The organism is Cryobacterium sp. TMT2-18-2, assembly GCF_004402245.1.
Lineage (GTDB): Bacteria > Actinomycetota > Actinomycetes > Actinomycetales > Microbacteriaceae > Cryobacterium > Cryobacterium sandaracinum.
The window spans coordinates 34,030-55,629 of sequence record NZ_SOFU01000038.1; the positions used below are offsets into that span (position 1 = coordinate 34,030).

Below are 21,600 nucleotides of genomic sequence, written 5' to 3' on the forward strand. Positions count from 1 at the left end.
CGATGACCCGAGCAGCCGTGAGCGTCGACCTGATCGTGCTTGCGGGCGGGCGCGCCCGGCGCCTCGACGGCGCGGTCAAGCCCGCGGTCGAGGTGGCCGGGCGCACGCTGCTCTCCCGGGTGCTGGACGCCCGCGGACTCGCCCGGAACGTCGTCGTGGTCGGGCCGGAGGCGGCCCGTGCGGCCGTCCCGGCCGACGACACGGCCGAGCTGACCTGGACGCTCGAAGATCCCCCGTTCGGCGGCCCGGTCGCCGGCATCGTGGCGGGCCTCGCGGCGCTCGAGCACGGGGCCGCGTCCGGGGCCGCGGACTGGGTGCTCCTGCTGGCCTGCGACCTGCCGTGGGCAGCGGATGCCGCCCGCCTACTGGTGCCGGCGGCGTCCGACCCGGGGCTGCCGGCATCCGTTCACGGCCTGCACCTGGTCGACGCGGGCGGCCGCGCGCAGTGGCTCGCGGGGATCTATCGTCTGGCGCCGCTGCGGGCGGCCGCGCACCGGCTCGGCGCCGACGCCCACGGCGCCAGCATGCGCGGACTGCTGGCCCCGCTCGAGCTGCGGGGCGTCCGCGACCAGAACGGCGAGGGGAGCGACGTGGACACATGGCAGGATGTGGAGAGGAGTTCCGCACTGCTGACCAGCACCCCACCGCGGAGCAATCCGACCGCGGAGCAATCCGATCAGGAGTGATACCCAATGAGCACCTCTACCCCGCTTCCCCCTGAGGCTCTCGACGAGTGGCTCGTGGCCCTCGCCGCCGCACTCGGCCTGGATCCGGCCGACATCCCCGTGGGCACGCTGCTCGACGTGGCCCGCGACGTGGCCCACAACGTGGCCCGGCCCGCCGCCCCGCTGAGCACGTTCCTGGTCGGTCTGGCCGCCGCCCGGAACGGCGGCACACCCGCCGCCATCGAGGCCGCCAGTGCGCTGGCCACCCGGCTCGCCCTCACCTGGTCGCCGGACCAGCCGGAGGCGACACGGTGATGGCGACCATCCGTTTCTTCGCCGCGGCAGCCGAATCCGCCGCCGCCGACGCGGCCGCGGTCGATGCCGCCACCATCGGCGACTTGCGCGCCCAGCTCACCAGCCTCTACGGCGACGAGTTCGAACGCATCCTCGGCCGGTGCTCCCTGCTCGTGAACGGCACGCGGGCGACGGATGACACGGTGCCGCTCTCCGGCAGCGACACCGTCGACGTGCTGCCGCCCTTCGCCGGCGGCTGACGCCCACCGATTTCGGTTTAGTTCGACCGAATCATTTTTCACGGCGTTCACGCGTTGTCGCATTTCCGCTGCACCGCGAGGGTGGAAGCTACGCGGGCCTGGTGCCCGGCAGCAACCAGCCGAGGAAGTCCATGTCAGTCGAAACGTCCCTACAGTTCGCCTCGAAACTCAAACCGGATCTGTCCAACTGGGACCCGGAGAATGACGAGACCTGGGATCCGGGGCTCGCCTGGCGCACGCTGTGGATCACCACCTTCAGCCTGACTCTGAGCTTCGCAACCTGGTACCTCGTCAGCGCGATCGCCCCGCGTCTGAACGACATCGGCTACTCCCTTGCACCCAGCCAGCTGTACTGGCTCGTCGCCCTTCCCGGGCTCGCCGGCGGCCTGCTGCGCCTGGTCTTCATGTTCCTGCCGCCGATGATGGGCACCCGCAACCTCGTCGCCATGTCGTCGGCCCTGCTCGTGATCCCGATGCTCGGCTGGACTCTCGCCGCCCGGGACACGTCCACGCCGTACTGGGTGCTGCTCTCCCTGGCGTTCGCGGCCGGCATCGGCGGCGGAACCTTCTCCGGTTTCATGGCGTCGACCAGCTACTTCTTCCCCAAACGCCTCGCCGGAACGGCTCTGGGCCTGCAGGCAGGCCTCGGCAACTTCGGCATCGGCCTGATGCAGCTGATCCTGCCCTGGGTCGTCGGATTCGGTCTACTCGGCACCGCCGCCCTCACCCCCCAGAGCAGTGCCGACGGCGACCTCGTCTGGCTGCACAACGGCGGGCTGGTGCTCATCCCCTGGGCTCTGCTTGCCGTCGTCCTGGCGGTGATGTACCTGCGCCGGGTGCCGATCACGGCGAATTTCCGCCAGCAGATGGACATCTTCGGGGTCAAGCACACCTGGATCATGACCGCCATCTACCTGATGAGCTTCGGCGCCTACAGCGGCCTGGCCGCCCAGATGGGCCTGATCATCCTCAACGTCTACGGCGACTTCCCGGATGCCCCAAACCCGCTGGCCTTCGCGTTCATCGGTCCCGTCCTCGGCGCCCTGGTGCGGGCGGCGAGCGGCCCGTTCTGCGACAGGTGGGGCGGCGCGATCTTCACGTTCATCGGCGGCCTCGGCATGGTGGCGGGAACTGCCCTCACCGCCTTCTTCCTCACGCCGACCAGCGTGGACGAGTTCTGGGGCTTCCTCACCGGCATGCTGATCATCTTCTTCTTCGCCGGGCTGGCGAACGCCGGAACGTTCAAGCAGATGCCGATGATCTTCCCGAAGCGTCAGGCCGGCGGAGCCATCGCCTGGACCTCCGCGATCGCGGCCTTCGGACCGTTCGTCGTGGGTATCTCGCTCACCATGATCAGCCCGACCGCGTTCTTCGCCGGCTGCGCCGTGTTCTGCGTGTTCTGCACCTGGCTCGCCTGGTTCTACTACGCCCGCAAGGGTGCTCCCTTCCCCAGCTAGCTGTACGCTACCCGCATGGACAAGCTGCACTTCACGATTCGAGTCGACGCACCCGTGCACACCGTCTGGACCACGATGCTCGACGAGTCCACCTACCGGGACTGGACCCGGGCGTTCCGCGAGGGTTCCCACTACGTCGGAAGCTGGGCGGAGGGCAGCACGATCCGCTTCCTCGCCCCCGGCGAGGATGCTGCCCACAACGGGCTGGTGGCCACGGTCGTCGAAAACCGGCCGGACGAGTTCATCTCCCTGGAAATCCACGGTGCAGTGTCCCGGGGCATCGACGACACCACGAGTGCTCACGCGCGGCGGTTCGCGGGCGCGCACGAGGACTACTCCTTCAGCGAGTCCGACGGGGTGACCACACTCGTGGTGGCCGTCGACACCGACGAGGAATTCACGGCCCTGTTCGCTGCGGATTGGCCCCGCGCCCTCGCGCGGCTCGCGGAGCTCGCCGAGGAACGGGCCGCCACCGCCGACTAGTCGCCCGGGTTTTGCCAGCCGTGGGCGATGACGGGACGGACTGGCGGTTCCGAGCCCCGAACGGAGCGGAGCGAGTGCTCGATGCCCGATCCGCACCAGCGCTGCTGCCCATCCGGCGGGGGCTGTGGCCAACTCAGGAGATCCGTCCGGTTTGGCCGAACATCCACACTGGTTCCGCACTGATCCGTGGCGGCCGGTGCATGCCGGCAACGGATGTCCTGAGTTGGCCACACACACACACAGAGACAGAGACACACGCGCGCGCGAACGGACCTAACCCACGGAAGAGTCGGCAGAGCCGGCAGAGTCAGGAGAGCCAGAATCTCCGCCGAGTGGGCCCGCGAGGTTGCCGCCGACCCGGGCGCCGCCAGCTCCGTGACCGACTGAGTTCAGGCCGGCTCAGTCGTCGTCTTCTCCCCCGGCGGGCGCCGGTGCTCCCCCGACCTCGGACCAGACGGCCGTCGCCCCGCTGTGACCGATGAGCACGGCCTGCACGGTGGTTCCCGTGGCGGCGACCAGCGCGGCCCCGGCCAGTACGATGGTCACCCACTTCGGGGCGCGGGCGACGGATGTCCGGCTGCCGAACTCCCGGTAGTTCCACCAGAGCAGAACGGCGGCGACCACGACCAGGGCGTCAACCCAGGGCGGCAACCCAGGGCAGCAGCCCTTCGGCCAGCTCGGAGTGGGTCTCGACCAACGCGGTCTCGGTGACCCGCTCTCTCAGCGCCTCCCCGGATTCGCGCGCCAGCGGCACGAGAACGAGCGCGGCCAATGCGAGGATCAGCGGCAGGAACTTCGCCCACCGGCGAAACCGGGGCCGGAGGGCCGCGACGACGACGACGAGGGCGGCCGTGGGAACGACGACTGCGGTGGCGTGCACCACGAGGGGGTGCACAGGTAAACCGAAGATGGTGTCGAGCAGCGCATCGAACATGTGTCTCCCTCTGGGGCATCCTCAGGCACGAATGTGGGCCCGCACTGGCAATGCTAGGCACCGGAGCGAAACCCCGCCATACAGCGCAGGCTTCGCTTACCAGCCCGAGTGCGGCGGGATCAAGACGCCCTCGATCGCCTGCAGGCGGCCGATGCGCGCGGACGAGCCCTTCGGGCAGCCCAGGTGCCGGTGGCCTGCATCATCCGTTGCCCCTACGCGACGCGCTTCCCCGGCTGCCTGGGGCGGCGGCGGGTCGCGCACCGGTGTCGACGTCCCTGGGCTCCTCGGCTAGCGGCGGCCGCCCACCTTGTCGCGGGTGTCCCGCGGTAGTTCGCTCTTCTCCCAGCCACGGCGGGCCTTCTGGGCGCCCGCACCGCGGTGGCCGTCCCGCGAGCGGTAGACGATGTAGGGGCGCACGAAGTAGCCGAGCGGAGCCGAGAATACATGCACCAGTCGGGTGAAGGGCCACAGCAGGAAGAGCATCGTGGCGCAGAGTACGTGCAGTTGGAAGAAGAACGGCACGTCGCTCATCAGCGCCGGGTCCGGCTGAAAGGCGTACAGGCTGCGGATCCACGGCGAGATCGACCCACGGTAGTCGTAGCCGGCGCCGAGCACCTGGTAGAGCACGGTCGCCGTCGTGCCGAAGGCGATGGTGCCGGCGAGGAACAGGTACATGACCTTGTCCATCACGGTCGTGACCAGCTTGACCCGGGCGACCAGGCGGCGACGGATCAGCAGGATGGCGAGGCCGGCGATGGTCAGCACCGCGGCGACGCTGCCCAGCCAGGTGGCCCCGAAGTGGTAGATCTCCTCGGTGACGCCGAAAAACTCGAGCCACGGCTTGGGGATGAAGAGTCCGACGATGTGACCGCCGAAGACCATCAGGATGCCGTAATGGAACATGGGCGAGCCCCAGCGGAGCCACTTGTTCTCGTAGGTCTGGCTCGACCGTGAGGTCCAGCCGAACTGGTCGAACCGGTAGCGCAGCAGGTGGCCGACGATGAAGACCCCGGCGGCGGCGTAGGGGAACGCCACCCAGAGCAGTATGTCGAGCGGATTCATACCCGTACGTCCTCGCTGTTCGCGCCCGACGGCGAGAACGGTTTGAGATTGCCCAGGAAGGTCATGCCGACCGTCTCGGTCGGCGGACCCTCGTTCACCAGGTTGAGGTAGCGCTGACGCGTTTCCTCGTCGATCTTCGGCAGAGACAGGGAGACCGCCTCCACAATGTGAGCGTAGGGGCTCGGCACGGCCTCGAGTGCCATGCGGAGCACCTCGATACCGTCTCGGTGCGCGGCGAGCAGTTCCTGGGCGATCGGCGAGTCGCTCCGCGCGGAGAATTCGAGCACCATCGGCAGGTAGTCGGGCAGTTCGTCGGCGGCGACCTCCCAGCCCGCGGCGCGGTAAGCCTCGACGAAGCGCACGAGCGCCATGCCGCGGCGTCGGGTGTCCCCCGCCGCGTAGTAGCTCAGGTACGGGCAGCACTTGCGCTTGAGGTCGAAAGTGGCCGTGAAGTGGATTTCCAACTCCTGCTGAGTCATCGCATCCGCTTTCGTCAGGAACGCCTCGAAGGCGTGGCGGAGCGGATCCGGCAGCAACGTCACCGACGTGGCGACAGCACCGAAGCGGGCCCGTCGCTCCTGGTTGGGGTAATCCAGCAGGATGGATGCCGCCATGTGCGCCATCCGGCCGTCCTCCGCGGACAGAGGCAGCGCCGTGATCTTGCGGTTCGGGAGCTTCGGCAGCCTCATGCGGGACTCCCGGTGGCCTTGGGCGGGAACAAGCCCTCCGGCAGGCCGCCGCCGCTCCAGTTGAGCAGGTTGATCCGGCCGGGGGTGGTGGGCTTCGTGCGTTCCCCACCCGTGCCGACCATCTCGTTGTAGTTGTCGACGGTCGCGTTCAACGGCATCCCGGGGGTCTTCCCGTACGGGCCGGCCGCCGTGGCGGCGGTGGGGCCGCCCATACCGGGGCCGCCGTCAGTGTCGAGCGAGCAGGCCAGTTCCTCCAGCTCACGCGCCGTCTCGACGTGCGCCTTGGGGATGACGTAGCGGTCCTCGTATTTGGCGATGGCCAGCAGGCGGTACATGGCCTCGATCTCGGGACCGGTCATGCCGACCGCTTCCGGGATCGACTCGTCGCGGTCACGGCCGAGGTTGATGTCGCGCATGTACGACCGCATGGCGGCGAGCTTGCGCAGCGAGGACTCGACGGGAACGACGTCCCCGGCCGAGAACAGTCCGGCGAGGTATTCCACCGGGATGCGGAGCTTGTCGATGGCGGCGAACAGGGTGCGGGCATCCTCACCGTCATTGTTGGTGGTCGAGATGACGTCGACCACCGGGGACAGCGGGGGGATGTACCAGACCATGGGCATGGTGCGGTACTCCGGATGCAGCGGCAGGGCCACCTTGTACTCGGAGATGAGCTTGTAGATCGGGCTGTTCTGGGCTGCGAGGATCCAGTCGTCCTCCATGCCTTCGGCCTTGGCCGCGGCGATGACCTCAGGGTCGAACGGGTCGAGGAAGCAGGCGCGCTGGGCATCCAGCAGGTCATGCTCGTTCTCGACCGAGGCCTGCGCGAGGACCGCGTCGGCGTCGTAGAGCATCAGGCCGAGGTAGCGCAGCCGGCCGACGCAGGTCTCCGAGCAGATCGTGGGCTTGCCCTGCTCGATCAACGGGTAGCAGAGCGTGCACTTCTCGGCCTTACCCGTCTTGTGGTTGAAGTAGACCTTCTTGTACGGGCAGGCGGAGACGCACATCCGCCAGCCGCGGCAGCCGTCTTCGTCGACGAGGACGATGCCGTCCTCCTCGCGCTTGTACATGGCGCCCGAGGGGCAGGCCGCGACGCAGGCGGGGTTGAGGCAGTGCTCGCAGATGCGCGGCAGGTAGAACATGAAGGTGTTCTCGAACTCCATCTTCACGTGCTCGCTCATGGTGGCGAGGATGGGGTCGTCGGCCGCGGTCTCCTGCGAGCCGCCGAGGTCGTCGTCCCAGTTGCCGGACCACTTGATGTCCATGTTCTGGCCGGTGAGCAGCGACTTGGGCCGGGCGACGGGGCTCTCCGTGCTCAGCGGAGCCTTGGTCAGCATGTCGTAGTCGTAGGTCCACGGCTCGTAGTAGTCGTCGATCACCGGGAGGTCGGGGTTGTTGAAGATGGTGGCGAGGCGCTTGATGCGGCCACCGGAGCGCAGTTTCAGGCGTCCGCGTTTGTTGCGCTGCCAGCCGCCCTTCCACTTGTCCTGGTCTTCGTAGCGGCGTGGGTAGCCGACGCCGGGCTTGGTCTCCACGTTGTTGAACCAGACGTATTCGACGCCGGTGCGGTTGGTCCACACCTGCTTACAGGTGACCGAACAGGTGTGGCACCCGATGCACTTGTCGAGATTCATGATCATCGACATCTGAGCCATTACGCGCATTTAGTACTCAACCTCCTGGCTGCGTCGACGGATCACGGTGACCTCGTCGCGTTGGTTCCCGGTCGGGCCGAGGTAATTGAAAGCGAAGGACAGCTGGGCGTAGCCACCGATCAGGTGACTCGGTTTCAGCAGGATCCGGGTGAGCGAGTTGTTCGTGCCGCCGCGCATGCCGCTCGTCTCGGCGATCGGCACGTTGATGGTGCGGTCCTTCGCGTGGTACATGTACACGGTGCCCTCGGGCATCCGGTGCGAGACGACCGCACGGGCCACGACGACGCCGTTGCGGTTGTAGGACTCGATCCACTCGTTGTCGCGCACGCCGATCTTGTCGGCGTCCTGCGGTGACATCCAGATGGTGGGTCCGCCGCGGGACAGCGACAGCATCATCAGGTTGTCCTGGTACTCGGAGTGGATGGACCACTTGGAGTGCGGGGTGAGGTAGCGCACGGCCACCTCGGCCCGGCCTTTCGAGCCGGTCGCGCCGGTGGCGGAGGTCGACCCGACGATGGAGTCGTCGAAGAGGCGGTGCATGTCCAGCGGCGGCCGGAAGATCGGCAGGGTCTCCCCCAGCTCGATCATCCAGTCGTGGTCGAGGTAGAAGTGTTGCCTCCCGGTGAGGGTGTGCCAGGGCTTGAGGTGCTCCACGTTGATCGTGAACGCGCTGTAGCGTCGCCCGCCGTGCTCGCTGCCGGACCACTCCGGGGAGGTGAGCACCGGGACCGGGGCACCCTGCACATCCGGGTAGGAGAAACGACGACCCTCGTTGTCGCTGGCCAGGTGCGCCAACTTCTGGCCGGTGCGCTCCTCCATCTTGCGGAAGCCTTGCGTACCGAGCCGTCCGTTGGTGGTGCCGGAGAGCGCGAGCACCATTTCGCAGGCCTGGATGGCGGTCTTCAGCTGCGGCCGTCCGGCGGCGGGGCCGCTCGTAACGAGCCCGTTCTTCTTCGCCAGGTAGGCCACCTCGACGTCGGGGTTGAACTTGACTCCCTTGGTCATCATGCCGAGCTTCTCGGTAAGCGGGCCGAGGGCGCCGAGCCGGGCGGCGAAGGCCGGGTAGTCGCGTTCGACCACGACCAGTTTGGGCATGGTCACGCCGGGCACCAGCACCTGGTCGTATTCGACGATGCCGTGCGGGGCGCTCATCGCATCCGGGGTGTCGTGCAGCAGCGGAACGGCGACCAGGTCCTTCCGCACCCCGAGGTGCTCCACGCTCATCTCGGAGATCTTCTCCGCGAGGATGTGGAAGATGTCGAAGTCGGTCTTCGCCTGCCATGGCGGGGCGATCGCCGGGTTGAACGAGTGGATGAAGGGGTGCATGTCGGTGGTCGAGAGGTCGTTCTTCTCGTACCAGGTGGCCGGCGGCAGCACCACGTCGCTGAAGATGGTGGTGCTCGTCATGCGGAAGTCACTGGTGACCATCAGGTCAAGCTTGCCCTCGGGGGCGGTCTCGTGCCACTTCATGGACTTCGGGCGCTTCTCGGGCGGCGATTCGGGGGCACGCACGGCGTTCTTGGTGCCCAGCAGGTGCTTCAGGAAGTACTCGTTGCCCTTGCCGGACGATCCGATCACATTGGCCCGCCACACGTCGAGGATGCGCGGAAAGTTCTCCGGCGCATCCGGGTCCTCGATGGCGTACTCGAGGGTGCCGTCGCCGAGGGACTCGACCACATACTGGGCCGGGTCGACGCCCGCCCGGACCGCGTCGTCGACGAGGTCGAGCGAGTTGCGGTTGAAGGTGGGGTAGCCGGGCATCCAACCGCGCTTGGTCGACTCGACCAGGCAGTCCGCGGTGGTGCGGCCGGCGAAGGTGCCTGCGCCAAGCGGGCTGGACAGGGTGTCGGCGGCGAGGCCGTCGTAGCGCCACTGGTCGGTGGCGAGGTAGAAGAAGCCCGTGCCGATCATCTGGCGGGGCGGGCGCACCCAGTCCAGGCCGAACGCATACTGGCCGTAGCCGGTGAGCGGGCGCACCTTCTCCTGGCCGACGTAGTGAGCCCAGCCGCCGCCGTTGACGCCCTGGCAGCCGGTCATGGTGGTCAGCGCCAGGAAAGCCCGGTAGATGGTGTCGGAATGGAACCAGTGGTTGGTTCCGGCACCCATCAGGATCATCGAGCGTCCATCGGAGTCTTCGGCGTTCTGCGCGAACTCGCGGCCGATGCGTTCGGCGGCCTGCATCGGCACCGAGGTGATGCCCTCCTGCCAGGCCGGGGTACCGGGCGAGGTGGCGTCGTCGTAGCCGGTGGGCCAGACTCCGGGCAGGCCGGGCCGGCCGACGCCGTACTGCGCGAGCAGCAGGTCGAACACGGTGGTGACCAGTTGGCCGGCCACCATCCGCACCGGTACGCCGCGACGGATGATGCCCGCACCTCCCGCGTGCTGCTCGCCGATCTCGTCGGTCTCCGGGGCGACGTCGAACCGGGGCATGTCGATGGCGACGGATGCCTGGTCGTAGTCGGGGGCGTCCGCGATGGACAGCAGCGGGTCGACACCCTCGAGGTCGAGGTTCCACTTGCCGACGTCGGTCTCGGAGAAACGGTGCCCGATCGAACCGTTGGGCACGACGACCTGGCCGTTCTGGTCGAGGAGCACGGGCTTGAACGCGGCGCTGGCGACCGTCGGGTCGAGGCCGGGCAGGGCATCCGCGGTCACGAACTTGCCGGGCACGTACGCGTCGCCGCGCCTGGTGAGGCTGATCAGGTAGGCGGAGTCGCTGTAACGCTTCATGTAGTCGACGAAGCGGGGCGTGCGGCGGTCGACCAAAAATTCCTTGAGCACGACGTGGCCCATGGCCAGCGCGAGCGCGCCGTCGGTGCCGGGGTGCACGGCCAGCCACTCGTCGGCGAACTTGGAGTTGTCGGCGTAGTCGGGCGATACGGTGATGACCTTCTGGCCCTTGTAGCGGGCCTCGACCATGAAGTGTGCGTCGGGCGTGCGGGTGACCGGCACGTTGGAGCCCCACATGATCAGGTAGGAGGAGTTCCACCAGTCTGCCGATTCCGGCACGTCGGTCTGGTCGCCGAACACCTGCGGGGACGCCACGGGCAGGTCGGCGTACCAGTCGTAGAACGAGAGCATGGTGCCGCCGAGCATGGAGATGAACCGATTGCCCACCCCCTGCGAGACGATCGACATGGCGGGGATCGGCGAGAAGCCGGCGATGCGGTCGGGGCCGTACTTCTTGATGGTGTGCACGTGGGCGGCGGCGACGATCTCGGACGCCTCGTCCCAGCTGGTGCGCACCAGGCCGCCCTTGCCGCGGGCGCTCTTGTAGGCGCGGGCGCTCTCGGGGTCGCCGGTGACCTCGGCCCAGGCGAGCACCGGGTCGCCGGTGCGGGCCTTCGCCGCACGGAACAGGTCGAGCAGCACGCCGCGCACGTAGGGGTACTTGACCCGGGTCGGTGAGTAGGTGTACCAGCTGAAGGCGGCGCCGCGGGGGCAGCCGCGGGGCTCGTATTCGGGTGAGTCGGGGCCGACGGAGGGGTAGTCGGTCTGCTGGGTCTCCCAGGTGATGATGCCGTCCTTGACGTACACCTTCCAGGAGCAGGAGCCGGTGCAGTTCACGCCGTGGGTGGACCGCACCTCTTTGTCGTGGGTCCAACGGTCGCGGTAGAACGAGTCGGCGTCGCGGCCGCCCGCAAGGAACACGGATCGCAGGTCGGGTGAGGCCGTGCCTCGGCGCAGGAACCGCCCGAGCTTCAGGATCGTGTCGTCGATCGGGCCGTCGACGCCGGGCTTGGCCGGCCGGGTCTTAGCCGGCTTGACGAAGGCCGAATTCTTGAGTGATTTCACAACGTACCCCTTGCACTGCCCGGGGTCACCATGGTCGGCAACCACCCTCGAAGTCCAGTCTCAGGGGTGGCGAAATTCGCTACAAGCCGGAAACGCCGTGATAAATGATTGCCGGCGTGGGCCGTTCCTCGGCGGTGGGTTCGGTGCCTGTTTCGACACCTGGGTCGGCGTCGGACCGGTGCAGGTCGAGGGTGCAGGTGTCGGGTGCGACCAGCGGGTGCAGCGCGTCGGCGCTCAGGGGTCCCTCGGTCACCTCGAGCAGGGTTTTCAGCAGTCCGAAGTGCACCCGGCAGACCTCGGGGTGCGCTTTGACCATCTCGCTGTACGGGCATTCGTGCAGGTGCACTCGGTTGCCGCCGGCACCGTCGATCTCGAGCCGCGCGTCGAAGCCGGACTCGTCGAGGTGGTCGTCGAGGGCGTCCAGCTGCCGCTGCAGCGGGGAGTGGATGACGGCCTCGACCCGCAGCATCCGTCGCACCTGGTCACCGTGGCGCTCGGCGGCTTCGGCCTTCGCGGCCCGGATGGAGCCGTCGACATGGTCCGGGCCGGCGGCGGCGCTGTACAACATCCGAGGCCGGCCCTTGGAGTCTTTGTTTTCCGGGTGACAGGTGACGAAACCGTCCCCGATCAGGCGCTGCAGGTGCTCCCGGGCCGTGTTGTGGTGCAGACCGGTGGCCTCGGCCAGGTCGCCCACCGTCATCGTTCCGCGCTGCTGCAGGAAGTACAGAAGCTGAATCCTGCTGAAGGACGCGAGCGTGCGGTAGCTCGACGAGGGGGAGAACGGCGTCACCCCCCAATCATCTCCTTATTTTCTGATTTCTCTGACTTTTCCGGGGACTGGACAGGCGATTCGGATGAAATCCGATGCTGTGGCCTGCGTTCCGCGCGCGGCCCGGACCGGCGCAGCAGGCGCATCGCATTCACGATCACGATCAGGACGGATGCCTCATGCACGAGCATGCCGCCGAACATCGTCACGCCGCCGAACAGCACACCGGCCAGCAGCAGCGCCGCCGTGACCAGCGCGAGGGCCACATTCTGGTGCATGACGCGCACCGTGCGGCGGGCCAGGTCGATGGCGGCGGGAAGCATCAGCAGGTTGTCACCCATCAGCGCGATGTCGGCGGTCTCGACCGCGACGGCCGAACCGGCCGCCGCCATCGCGATGCCGATGTCCGCCATGGCCAGGGCCGGGGCGTCGTTGACGCCGTCTCCCACCATCGCCACGACGTGGCCGTCCCGCCGGAGCCCGGTGACGACGTCGAGCTTGTCCTCCGGCAGCAGCGACGACCGGATCTCGTCGATTCCGACGTGGGCACCCACGGCCTGTGCCACGAGCGGCCCGTCGCCGGTGAGCATGACGACCCGAACGATGCCCGCGGCGTGCAGCGCGTCCACCATGTCGGCGGCGTCGGGACGCACCTCGTCGGCCACGGCCAGGACGCCGGCGACGACGCCGTCGAGCACGACGATCAGCGGCGTGCTCCCGTGGGCGGCGAGTCTCTCGGCCAGCGTCGTGGCGGCATCCGTACCCGCGATCCGGTGGGTGCGGAGCAGTGCCGGATTGCCGATCAGCACGGTGTGGCCGACCACCGCGGCGACGATGCCCTGCCCGGGCACCGACGTGATGTGTTCCGGCAGGCCGATCACCTGGGCGCCCTGCGCGGCTTCGCGTGCGGCCTCCCGCGCAGCGGCCTGCATGATCGCTCCGGCCAACGGATGCTCGGAGCCGGCCTCCGCCCGTGAAGCCCAGTCGAGCACCTGGGCACGGGTCAGGGCGGGGTTCAGCACCACGACATCCGTCAGGACCGGGCGGCCCCGGGTGAGGGTGCCCGTCTTGTCGACCGCGACGACCGTGATCTTCGCGGCGGTCTCGAGGAACTCGCCGCCCTTGATCAGGATTCCGAGCTGCGCGGCGCGGCCGATCCCGGCAACGATCGCGACCGGGATGGAGATGACCAGGGCGCCGGGACACCCGATCACGAGCAGGGTCAGCGCCAGGAACACGTCGCCGGTCACCACGCCGACGATGGTCGCGAGTACCAGGATGCCGGGGGTGTACCAGGCCGAGAACCGGTCCATAAAGACCTGGGTCGGGGCCGTGGCCTCCTGGGCCTCCTCGACCCGGTGCACGATGTGGGCCAGGGTGGTAGCCGCGCCGACCTCGGTGGCCAGCACCTGCAGGAAGCCGCCGGTCGAGACCGTGCCGGCGAAGACGCGGTCGCCGGCGCGCTTCTCGGCAGGGAGGGACTCGCCCGTGATGGAGGCCTCGTCGATCGTGCCCGTGCCCCGCTGCACGGTGCCGTCGACGGGCACCCGCGCGCCGTTCTTGACCAGGACGGTCTCCCCGGTCCGAACGAACCCGGCCAGGACCTCGAGCTGCTCGCCGTTCCGCAGCACGAGGGCGACGTCCGGGGCCAGGGCCACGAGCGCGGTCAGGGCGGAGCGGGTGCGGTTGAGGGTGGCCGTTTCGAGGGCATGCCCGATCGCGAACAGAAAGGTCACGGCGGCGGCCTCCCAGTATTCGCCGAGCACGATGGCGCCGACGGAGGCGACCGTGACGAGCAGGTCGATGCCCACGACCCGGGCGAGCAGCGCGCGCCCGGCGGTCCGCATGATCGGGAACCCGGCCACGACCGCGGCCGCCACCATCGCCGCGTCGGAGACAAGCGGCGGCACCGGCAGGAGGCCGAGCAGCCAGGCGGCGCCGATCAACGCGCCGGAAATGAGGGGAATCAGGTGGCGGCGCACGATGGTCATGTCACTCCCCCGGTCCGCCGGTCAGAACGCGGCCAGGCGGGCGGTGTAGCCGGCCTTGCCGACGGCGGCGATGAGGACATCCGTGCTGACGACGGCCGGGTCGTGGTCGATCTCGATCCGGGCGGTGGCGAAGAACACCGTCACCGCGGTGACTCCGGCGAGGCGGCCGATCTGCTTCTCGATCTTGGCGACGCAGGACGGGCAGGAAAAGCCGTTGGCCCTCAGGATGGTGTGGACGGTGGCCGGGGTGGGTGTTTCGGTGGGGATGATTATCGTCATGACTGCGACGTTACGAACTCGAGGCGGCGGCGACCATGACGGCCGTCACTTTGCCGCAATCAGGCCGGAACGGTCGAGCACAGCGGTCCAGCGCCGTCCGGAATCGATCAGCCCGTCCCGGCGCAGGCCGCTCATGGCGCGGGACACCGACTCGGCGCTCGTGCCGGTCATGGCGGCCAGGTCGGCGCGGGTCAGAGGCAGCTGGATCAGGGTGGTACCGGCGTTGTCGCCCGCCACGCCGAAGGTGTCGGCGAGGCGCAGCAGGGTCGCTGCCACCCGCGTTGTGACGGTGACGGAGGCCTGCTCGGCCTCCCTCGACCGGGCCCGATGAAGACGGTCGACGACGACGTCCAGCACGCGCAGCGCCACCAGCGGATGCGTGAGCAACATCTGCCGGAAGGCGCCGGATTCGAGGCGCAGGGCGCAAGTGGTCACCAGGGCGACGGCCGTCTCTGGGTACCGGCCCGCGTCCAGCGCGGTCAGGCTGCCCAGCACTGCTCCCGGGCCGAGGAAGTCGAGGCTCGTGGACTGCCCGGTCGGGGTCGATCGGAACACCTTCGCCTGGCCGGCCGCGAGCACGAACACGTGCTCGGACGGCTCGCCGGCGGTGAACAGCGTGTCTCCGGGACCCCAGGCGAGCGACAGCATCCGTTCGGCCAGGTCGGAGAGCTCGCCGGCCGACAGGTCCTGGAAGATCGGGATCTGCCCCAGAATGGTGTTTCGCATGGCGGAGGAGCACGGATGCGGCCGCGCGCAGGTGCTGCGCAGCGGTGTGCGCCGGGCCACGCTCACGGCTTCGTCGCCGGGACCTCGAGGTGGGCGAGGCAGACGCCCGGGCGGGCGAACGGCTCGAGGGTGACGCCGACTCCGGGTGTGTGCAGACGCTCGAGGGCGCCCTCCATCAGGCCGCGGTGCACCGCGCACACGACGTCGCTGTGGTCCTTCGCCACATCGAGGAACGGGCAGCGGTGCAGCTCGATCACGACGTCGACCGGGGCAGGGGTGCTGCCGGCGGCGCCTCCGAGGCGCGGCTCGAAGCCGACCTCGTCGAGGATCTGAACGATACGCCCGACCGATGCTCCGTGGGCCGCCCCCGACTGCGCGTCGGAGAGTCCGGCATCCGTCTCGGCCATCTCCCTGCCCCAACGCCGCCCGGCCTCCGCGGCCGCGCCTGCGCCTGCACCCGGGGAAACGTCCCTGCCCAGGCCGCCGGCCAGGAGACCGGCGAGAAGCCGGTAGGACTCGGCGGGGACCTCGGCGGCGGGTGACGTGGCGCGAAAGAAAAGCCGGGGCCGCCCAGGACGCACGCGCGCCTCGACGGTCTCGGCGACCAGGCCCACCTCGACCAGCCGGTCGAGGTGGGACCGAACCGTGTTCGCGTGCAGCCCGACCGCTTGGGCGATGGCCGGCACATCCAGCTCCGCGTCGGCATCGCGCAGGAGTTCGAGAATGGCGACCCGACTGATTCCGGAAAGCACGCGGTGGGTGCGGGCGTCAAGAGGTTCGATAGGCACCCGATTAGTTTTCCCTATATCTATGGTAAAAACAACTGAGGGCCGAAATTCGGCGCTGAGCTAGGACATACCCCATGACCGACACCCACGTGCGCCCCATCCGGGTGCTGCACCACGACACCGCCGAACGGCCCTTCATCGTCATCTGGGAGGTGACGCGCGCCTGTCAACTGGTCTGCACCCACTGCCGGGCCGACGCCATCCGCACGCGCAATCCGTTCGAGCTGAGCACGGACCAGGGTCGCAAACTGCTGGACGACCTCGCCGCCTTCGGCACACCGCGCCCGCTGGTCGTGCTCACCGGCGGGGACCCGTTCGAGCGCCCCGACCTGCCGGAGCTCGTCGCCCACGGCACCAGCCTCGGCCTGAGCATGGCCCTCTCCCCCTCGGTCACCCCGCGCCTCACCCGTGAGGTCCTGGTCGAGCTCCACGACGCTGGGGCCAAAGCGGTCTCGCTCTCGCTGGACGGCGCCTCAGCGGCCACCCACGACGCCTTCCGCGGTGTCGACGGCGTCTACGACGACACCATGATCGCCGCCCGAATGGTGCGCGAGGTCGGCTACCGACTGCAGATCAACACGACCGTCACCCGCGACACCGTGCACGAGCTGCCCGGCATCCTGAAAACCGTCCTCGATCTCGGCACCACCCTGTGGAGTGTCTTCTTCCTCGTGCCCACCGGCCGCGGCAAGCTCCTGAACGCCCTGACCGCGGCCGAGGAGGAGGAGGTGCTGCACTGGCTGCACGACGTCTCCGATCTGGTCGCCGTCAAGACCACCGAGGCACCCCACTACCGGCGGATCGCGATTCAGCGGGCCGGAGTGGGCGACGGCGTGGACCTTGACACCGTGTTCCCGGTCGGCCCGCTGAGAGCCTTGCTGCGGGAGGCCACGGAGCGGTTGCTCACCGGCGACGAGCCGAGGCGGCGGCGTCCGAGGGCCCCCCTCGACGTCAATTCCGGGCGCGGGTTCGCCTTCGTCGACCATGTCGGTCTCGTTTACCCCAGCGGGTTCCTGCCCGTGTCCGTGGGGTCGGTGCACAAGCAGTCCTTCTCCGAAATCTACCGGGAGGCGCAGCTGCTCCAGGAGCTGCGCACCCCGGATCTCTTCGGCGGCCGGTGTGGTCACTGCGAATTCCGCACGGTCTGCGGCGGCTCCCGCTCGCACGCCTACGCGGTGACCGGGGACCCGCTCGCCGAGGACCCCAGCTGCGGCTACCAGCCCAGCACCGACTGAGTGATCGCAGTCCAGTAATTCATCAGACGCAGAAGCGCCCGGCCGAGAATTCGGCCGGGCGCTTCTGCGTGCGGGAGGGACGTGGGTCGCACTCAGTCCAGGTGATGCTTGCCCTTGACCCAGCGCAGCGCGCCGAGGATCCCGATGGCCACTCCGAGCATCCCGACGACCATGCCCACGAAGAGCCAGACGAAGAGCGGCTCGAGGCCGCCGACCGTCTGGTCGACTCCGACGATCGTGCCGCCGAGGAAGCCGAAGATGGGTGCGAAAATGCCGACGAAGGCCCCGATCAGCATCAGACGGATGCTGAGGGTGCGGTCGGTCGAATCGGTGTAGGCCATCAGGCAGGAACCTCCGTTGTCTGTGTCGTCGCAGCCGCAACCGCGGTTGCGACGGCGGTGGCGAATGCCGCGGCGGTCTCCGCCGGGTCCGGCAGTGCCTTGTTGTTGAGGAACGGACCGAGAATGTCCATCGGAAGCGGGAAGACCACGGTCGATTTCTGATCGGCACCCAGCTCGAGCAGGGTCTGCAGGTAGCGCAGCTGAAGCGACGCGGGATTGCGGCTCAGGATTTCCGCCGCCTGGCCCAGTTCCTCCGACGCCTGCAGTTCACCGTGGGCGTTGATGATCTTCGCCCGGCGGTCCCGCTCGGCTTCGGCTTCACGGGCCATGGCACGCTGCATCGCCTGCGGAATCTCGACGTCCTTGATTTCGACGACCTTCACCTGCACACCCCAGGGTTCGGTTTGCGCGTTGATGTTGCGGGCGAGGTCTTCGTTCAGGTCGGCCCGGTGGGCAAGCAGGGTGTCGAGGTCGGCGCGGCCCACGACTGAACGCAGTGTCGTTTGCGACATCTGGGAGGTGGCGACGGCGTGGTTCTCGACCGCCATCACCGAACGGACCGGGTCGGTGACCTGGAACAGGACGACGGCGTTGACCCGGGCCGGGACGTTGTCCTTGGTGATGACGTCCTGCGGCGGGATCGTGAGGGTCACGATCCGGAGGTCGACCCGCACCATCTTGTCCAGTCCGGGGAACACCATCTGCACACCCGGTTCCCGCACCGGGCGCAGCCGGCCGAATCGGAACGTCACGCCCCGCTCGTACTCCTGCAGCACCTTGAAGGAAGCTGCCAGCCAAATGAGCAGCAGCAGCACCACGATCAGGGCCGCGATCTGCCAGGCCATCACGAGTTGCCCCTCCGGCTCCAGCCCACGGCGGGGCCGGAACGGCCCGGGTCGGCCTCCGTCTCCAGTTCAGCCCAACGCGCTGAGAATGAGGCGCTCACGGTGTTTCCTTTCATCGTTTCCGGATCGGCGTCGGTGTGCTCCGACGCCCGGGCGCTCGCGTACGGTTCGATCCGAACCGGCCGCGGGCCCGTTTTTCTGATGCTGCCGTAGCCGCTGCGCCGCTGCGCCTCAATCGCCGCCGTGGCGGCGCGGGCCGCGACGCTTTCGTCGAGCCCCACGACCTTGAGATGCTCGGGAAAGCGGGCGGGTGTGCGACGCAGGTGCGACCACAACGGCCAACTGCCGGCGGCGATGACGGCCGAGGCTGACCCCAGGATCAGCAATTCCACGCCCGTGCGGTTCTGGAACATGGACGCCAGCGGCCAGATGAGCCCGAGCACGACGACGGAGCAGGCGATCCCGCGATGGAACCGCTCCGCCTCCGAACTGGGCCACGGGTCGATGTTGCGCGCGAGCTGCCGGCCCGCATCCGAGGTGGTGCAGGTGTCCTTGACCGGGCAGGGGTTGCAGACCGTGGGGCTGGCCTGGTATCGCGTCACCCGGTTATCCGGATCGAAGGAGATCGGCCAGAGCCACTGGTCCTCCTGGCACTTCCAGGCGTCGTGGTTTTCGTGGTACTCGAACCCGCTCGAACTCATGGCGGTGGATTTCGCCCCGGTGCGCCGCGCCAGGAGGTCCAGCACGTGGGCCACGGCCAGCAGGAAGCCGCCGTAGACAAGCGCGAACCAGACCTCCGGGTTGATGGCTGCCATCACGCGCCGCCGCCCGGGCGGTCCCCACCGTCCTCTCCGATGCCTGTGCCGGTGGAGCGGTAGTCCGAGGAATATCCGGATGTCGGCTCCGCGCCGCCGGTGAGTGTCGCGGCGGCGGGGACCGCCTCAACGAACAAGGCCTCCATCGGCACGTCATGGGTGGTGGCCTTGATGCGGTAGCGCACCCCGAGCCAGGTGATCCAGACGAACGGCATCACGCCGCCGACGATGAAGACGAGGTCACCCGGCATCCGCAGCCATTCGAGAACGGCGTTGCCGGGCTCGTTGATGAAGTTGAGGCTGCGGGCTTCGAAGTAGCCGTCGTTGATGGAGTGCCAGAGCTGAATGACACCGAGCGGCAGCAGCGTGGCGAACGTCATCCAGGCCAGGCCGATGTTGAGGCACCAGAACGAGATCTTCGCGAGCTTGTCCGGCCAGCGCTCGGCCGGGATCAGGTAGCGCAGGGCGAAGAGCGACAGACCGACGCCCATCATTCCGTACACGCCCATCATCGCCGCGTGGGCGTGGTTGGCCGTCAGCGCGGTACCGATCTCGTAGTACGAGACGATCGGCAGGTTGATCAGGAATCCGAAGACGCCGGCACCCAGGAAGTTCCAGAAGCCGACCGCGACAAGGAACATCACGGCCCAGCGGTGCGGGAACGGAGCCGAACTGCGCGACTCCTGCCGGGCACCGAGCTGGAGGAAGCTCCAGGCCTCGATCGTCAGGAAGGTCAACGGGATGACTTCCAGGGCGGAGAAGAAGGCTCCCAGCGCCATGTGCTCGACGGGGGTTCCCGAGAAGTACAGGTGGTGCATGGTGCCGAGGATGCCACCGGCGGAATACAGGATGACGTCGAGCAGGATGATCTGCATCGCGATCTTGCGGTTCACGACCCCGAGCATGACGAAGATGTAGGCCACCATCACGGTCGTGAACAGTTCCAGGAAGTCCTCAACCCAGAGGTGCACCACCCAGAAGCGCCAGAACTCGGCGACGCTCAGGTGAACCTCGGTGCCGGCGAGCATTCCGACGGCGTAGAACGCGGGGATCGCGAGACCGGCGTAGAAGAAGAGCCACGGCAGGTTGAAGCGGTGCTCAGACTTCAGACGTGCCCGGATGCCGCGGTAGATGATCGCGATCCACAGGAAGAGTCCGACGACGAGCATGCCCTGCCACACCCTGGGCAGGTCGATGTACTCCCACTGCATGTCCCAGAACGGCGAGCCCTTCGCGGCCTCGACGCCGAAGATGCTCAAGGCTTCTCCCACGAACGATCCGACGATGACCAGGGCGAGGGCGCCGAGCAAACCGTAGGCCAACCAGTGCTGACGTTTGGGTTCACGCCCGGAGATATACGGGGCGAGGAAGATGCCTGCGGCCAGGAACGAGGTGGCCGTCCACAACAACGAGAGCTGCACATGCCAGGTTCGGGCGAGGTTGAACGGCAGCAGCTGAGCCAGGTCGACCCCGAAGAAGCTCGACAGGTCGACCCGGTAGTGCTCGATGGCGGCACCCAGGAAGGCCTGGGCCAGGAACATCAAAGCCACCACGAAGAAGAACCAGGCCGTGGCGGATTGGGCGGGTGTCACCGCCACCTCCCCCGGCTGTCGGAAGGACAGTGCGGGGGTTTCTTCCCCGTGCTGCCAGCCCATCCTCTTGCTCCACCGGCCGTAGAGGCCGAAGAGGGCGCCGAGGGCGACCATCAGCGCCACGAGCGAGAGACCGCTCCACACGATGATGTCGGCGGTCGGAACGTTGTCCACGAGCGGCTCGGCCGGCCAGTTGTTCGTGTACGAGTAGTTGTGACCGGGCCGCTCAGCAGAGGCTGCCCAGGACGTCCAGGCGAAGAAGGCGGTCAGGTCGTGGATGTCCGCCGAGTCCGTGATGGCATTCGGGATCAGGCCGTATTGGGTGGTCGGGGAACCGAAGAAATCGGCGTAGTGCTGCTTGAGCGTGTCGAAGGCCTCAATCTGCAGATCCGTGAATTCGAGGTCGCCGGTGGCCTTGTCGTAGCGGTTGGTCCGCATCATCTCGACGAGGGCACCCTGCGGGTCCTGCACACCGGACGCGGTCAGGGCCTCGAGCACCTCGGTCGAGGAGCGCCGCAGGTAGTCGGCCGTGTAGTCCGGTCCGAGGTAGCCGCCGTGACCCAGGATCGAGCCATACTGCTGAAGGCCGCGCCGCACGAAGGTCTGCTGGCCCGCGGTGATGTCGGCCGTCGTGAAGACAACCTCACCCTGCGAGTCGACGACCTGCTTGGGCTGGGGCATCGAGTCCGTATAGGTTCGGAGGGCCAGGAAGCCCATCACGGCGAACCCGAAGACCATCACCAGGGCTACGCCCTGCAACCATCCTTTGGAAACCATCAACTCCGATCGCAGTTTTCCTGCACCGGCTCTCAATCGGACCACGGTGGGCCCCTTTCCATGTTGCGTGATTCAAGGGCGCGGAAGCAGGTGCTGCCACCTGTCACGGTTCCTCCCCCGGATAGGTCACGCGGGGTGGTTGAAAGCT

At 68.1% G+C, this 21,600-nt stretch carries 21 protein-coding genes; 6 read left to right on the forward strand and 15 right to left on the reverse strand.

The window, feature by feature from the left end; genetic code table 11:
- Positions 1-2 precede the first annotated feature (2 nt).
- From E3O22_RS14015 to E3O22_RS14035, 5 genes are all read left to right on the forward strand, one after another.
- Positions 3-686 carry a molybdenum cofactor guanylyltransferase gene (locus E3O22_RS14015; RefSeq protein WP_241976664.1) on the forward strand — a complete coding sequence of 228 codons (684 nt, stop codon included), beginning with the start codon at positions 3-5 and terminating at the stop codon, positions 684-686.
- A gap of 6 nt (positions 687-692) precedes the next feature.
- The gene (locus E3O22_RS14020; protein ID WP_134394477.1) at positions 693-980 is read left to right on the forward strand and encodes a DUF6457 domain-containing protein; all 288 of its coding nucleotides are present in this window, start codon (positions 693-695) and stop codon (positions 978-980) included.
- On the forward strand, positions 980-1,219 hold the full coding sequence (locus tag E3O22_RS14025) for a MoaD/ThiS family protein (protein WP_104170174.1): 240 nt from the start codon (positions 980-982) through the stop codon (positions 1,217-1,219). Before E3O22_RS14020 ends, E3O22_RS14025 begins: the two co-directional genes overlap by 1 nt.
- Positions 1,220-1,350: 131 nt before the next feature.
- Complete coding sequence (locus E3O22_RS14030) at positions 1,351-2,676, forward strand: MFS transporter (RefSeq protein WP_134394478.1); 1,326 nt, start codon at positions 1,351-1,353, stop codon at positions 2,674-2,676.
- A gap of 15 nt (positions 2,677-2,691) precedes the next feature.
- Positions 2,692-3,159 (forward strand): SRPBCC domain-containing protein, encoded by a 468-nt coding sequence (locus E3O22_RS14035; protein WP_134394479.1) that lies wholly within the window; start codon positions 2,692-2,694, stop codon positions 3,157-3,159.
- Positions 3,160-3,558: 399 nt separating this feature from the next.
- Here the strand turns inward: E3O22_RS14035 and E3O22_RS14040 are convergent, their stop codons facing one another.
- The 11 genes from E3O22_RS14040 to E3O22_RS14090 all read right to left on the reverse strand — a co-directional run bounded on the left by E3O22_RS14040 (position 3,559) and on the right by E3O22_RS14090 (position 15,847).
- Positions 3,559-3,810 (reverse strand): hypothetical protein, encoded by a 252-nt coding sequence (locus E3O22_RS14040; protein WP_134394480.1) that lies wholly within the window; start codon positions 3,808-3,810, stop codon positions 3,559-3,561.
- Positions 3,794-4,093: a DUF2231 domain-containing protein gene (locus E3O22_RS14045; protein WP_134394481.1), complete on the reverse strand. Its 300-nt coding sequence runs from the start codon at positions 4,091-4,093 to the stop codon at positions 3,794-3,796. The genes E3O22_RS14040 and E3O22_RS14045 overlap by 17 nt, the downstream gene beginning before the upstream one ends.
- A 288-nt stretch (positions 4,094-4,381) precedes the next feature.
- Positions 4,382-5,155, reverse strand: a complete 774-nt coding sequence (gene narI, locus E3O22_RS14050; RefSeq protein ID WP_134394482.1) for a respiratory nitrate reductase subunit gamma — start codon at positions 5,153-5,155, stop codon at positions 4,382-4,384.
- A complete protein-coding gene (gene narJ, locus E3O22_RS14055; RefSeq protein ID WP_134394483.1) occupies positions 5,152-5,844 on the reverse strand; it encodes a nitrate reductase molybdenum cofactor assembly chaperone in 693 nt (230 codons plus the stop codon). The genes narI and narJ overlap by 4 nt, the downstream gene beginning before the upstream one ends.
- Positions 5,841-7,508 (reverse strand): nitrate reductase subunit beta, encoded by a 1,668-nt coding sequence (narH, locus tag E3O22_RS14060; protein ID WP_134394484.1) that lies wholly within the window; start codon positions 7,506-7,508, stop codon positions 5,841-5,843. The genes narJ and narH overlap by 4 nt, the downstream gene beginning before the upstream one ends.
- Complete coding sequence (locus E3O22_RS14065; protein WP_134394485.1) at positions 7,509-11,294, reverse strand: nitrate reductase subunit alpha; 3,786 nt, start codon at positions 11,292-11,294, stop codon at positions 7,509-7,511.
- A gap of 79 nt (positions 11,295-11,373) precedes the next feature.
- Positions 11,374-12,084, reverse strand: a complete 711-nt coding sequence (locus E3O22_RS14070) for a metalloregulator ArsR/SmtB family transcription factor (protein WP_134394486.1) — start codon at positions 12,082-12,084, stop codon at positions 11,374-11,376.
- Positions 12,081-14,054 (reverse strand): cation-translocating P-type ATPase, encoded by a 1,974-nt coding sequence (locus E3O22_RS14075; RefSeq protein ID WP_134394487.1) that lies wholly within the window; start codon positions 14,052-14,054, stop codon positions 12,081-12,083. The genes E3O22_RS14070 and E3O22_RS14075 overlap by 4 nt, the downstream gene beginning before the upstream one ends.
- Before the next feature lie 21 nt (positions 14,055-14,075).
- The gene (locus E3O22_RS14080) at positions 14,076-14,333 is read right to left on the reverse strand and encodes a heavy-metal-associated domain-containing protein (RefSeq protein ID WP_134394488.1); all 258 of its coding nucleotides are present in this window, start codon (positions 14,331-14,333) and stop codon (positions 14,076-14,078) included.
- A gap of 45 nt (positions 14,334-14,378) precedes the next feature.
- Positions 14,379-15,059 carry a Crp/Fnr family transcriptional regulator gene (locus E3O22_RS14085; RefSeq protein ID WP_134394489.1) on the reverse strand — a complete coding sequence of 227 codons (681 nt, stop codon included), beginning with the start codon at positions 15,057-15,059 and terminating at the stop codon, positions 14,379-14,381.
- 62 nt (positions 15,060-15,121) lie between these two features.
- Positions 15,122-15,847, reverse strand: a complete 726-nt coding sequence (locus E3O22_RS14090) for a metalloregulator ArsR/SmtB family transcription factor (protein WP_134394490.1) — start codon at positions 15,845-15,847, stop codon at positions 15,122-15,124.
- A 74-nt stretch (positions 15,848-15,921) separates the two neighbouring features.
- Here E3O22_RS14090 and E3O22_RS14095 point away from each other — a divergent pair, with 74 nt between their 5' ends.
- Complete coding sequence (locus tag E3O22_RS14095) at positions 15,922-17,082, forward strand: TIGR04053 family radical SAM/SPASM domain-containing protein (protein WP_134394491.1); 1,161 nt, start codon at positions 15,922-15,924, stop codon at positions 17,080-17,082.
- Between the two features lie 92 nt (positions 17,083-17,174).
- On the opposite strand, the gene E3O22_RS14100 is transcribed toward E3O22_RS14095, so the two are convergent.
- Genes E3O22_RS14100 through E3O22_RS14115 form a run of 4 tightly spaced genes read right to left on the reverse strand, consistent with a single transcriptional unit; the run spans position 17,175 to position 21,452 of the window.
- A complete protein-coding gene (locus tag E3O22_RS14100; protein WP_134394492.1) occupies positions 17,175-17,423 on the reverse strand; it encodes a hypothetical protein in 249 nt (82 codons plus the stop codon).
- A complete protein-coding gene (locus E3O22_RS14105) occupies positions 17,423-18,268 on the reverse strand; it encodes a slipin family protein (protein WP_134394568.1) in 846 nt (281 codons plus the stop codon). Before E3O22_RS14105 ends, E3O22_RS14100 begins: the two co-directional genes overlap by 1 nt.
- Complete coding sequence (locus E3O22_RS14110) at positions 18,268-19,086, reverse strand: hypothetical protein (protein ID WP_174722098.1); 819 nt, start codon at positions 19,084-19,086, stop codon at positions 18,268-18,270. The genes E3O22_RS14105 and E3O22_RS14110 overlap by 1 nt, the downstream gene beginning before the upstream one ends.
- Complete coding sequence (locus E3O22_RS14115; protein ID WP_134394493.1) at positions 19,083-21,452, reverse strand: nitric-oxide reductase large subunit; 2,370 nt, start codon at positions 21,450-21,452, stop codon at positions 19,083-19,085. Before E3O22_RS14115 ends, E3O22_RS14110 begins: the two co-directional genes overlap by 4 nt.
- Positions 21,453-21,600: the final 148 nt, after the last annotated feature.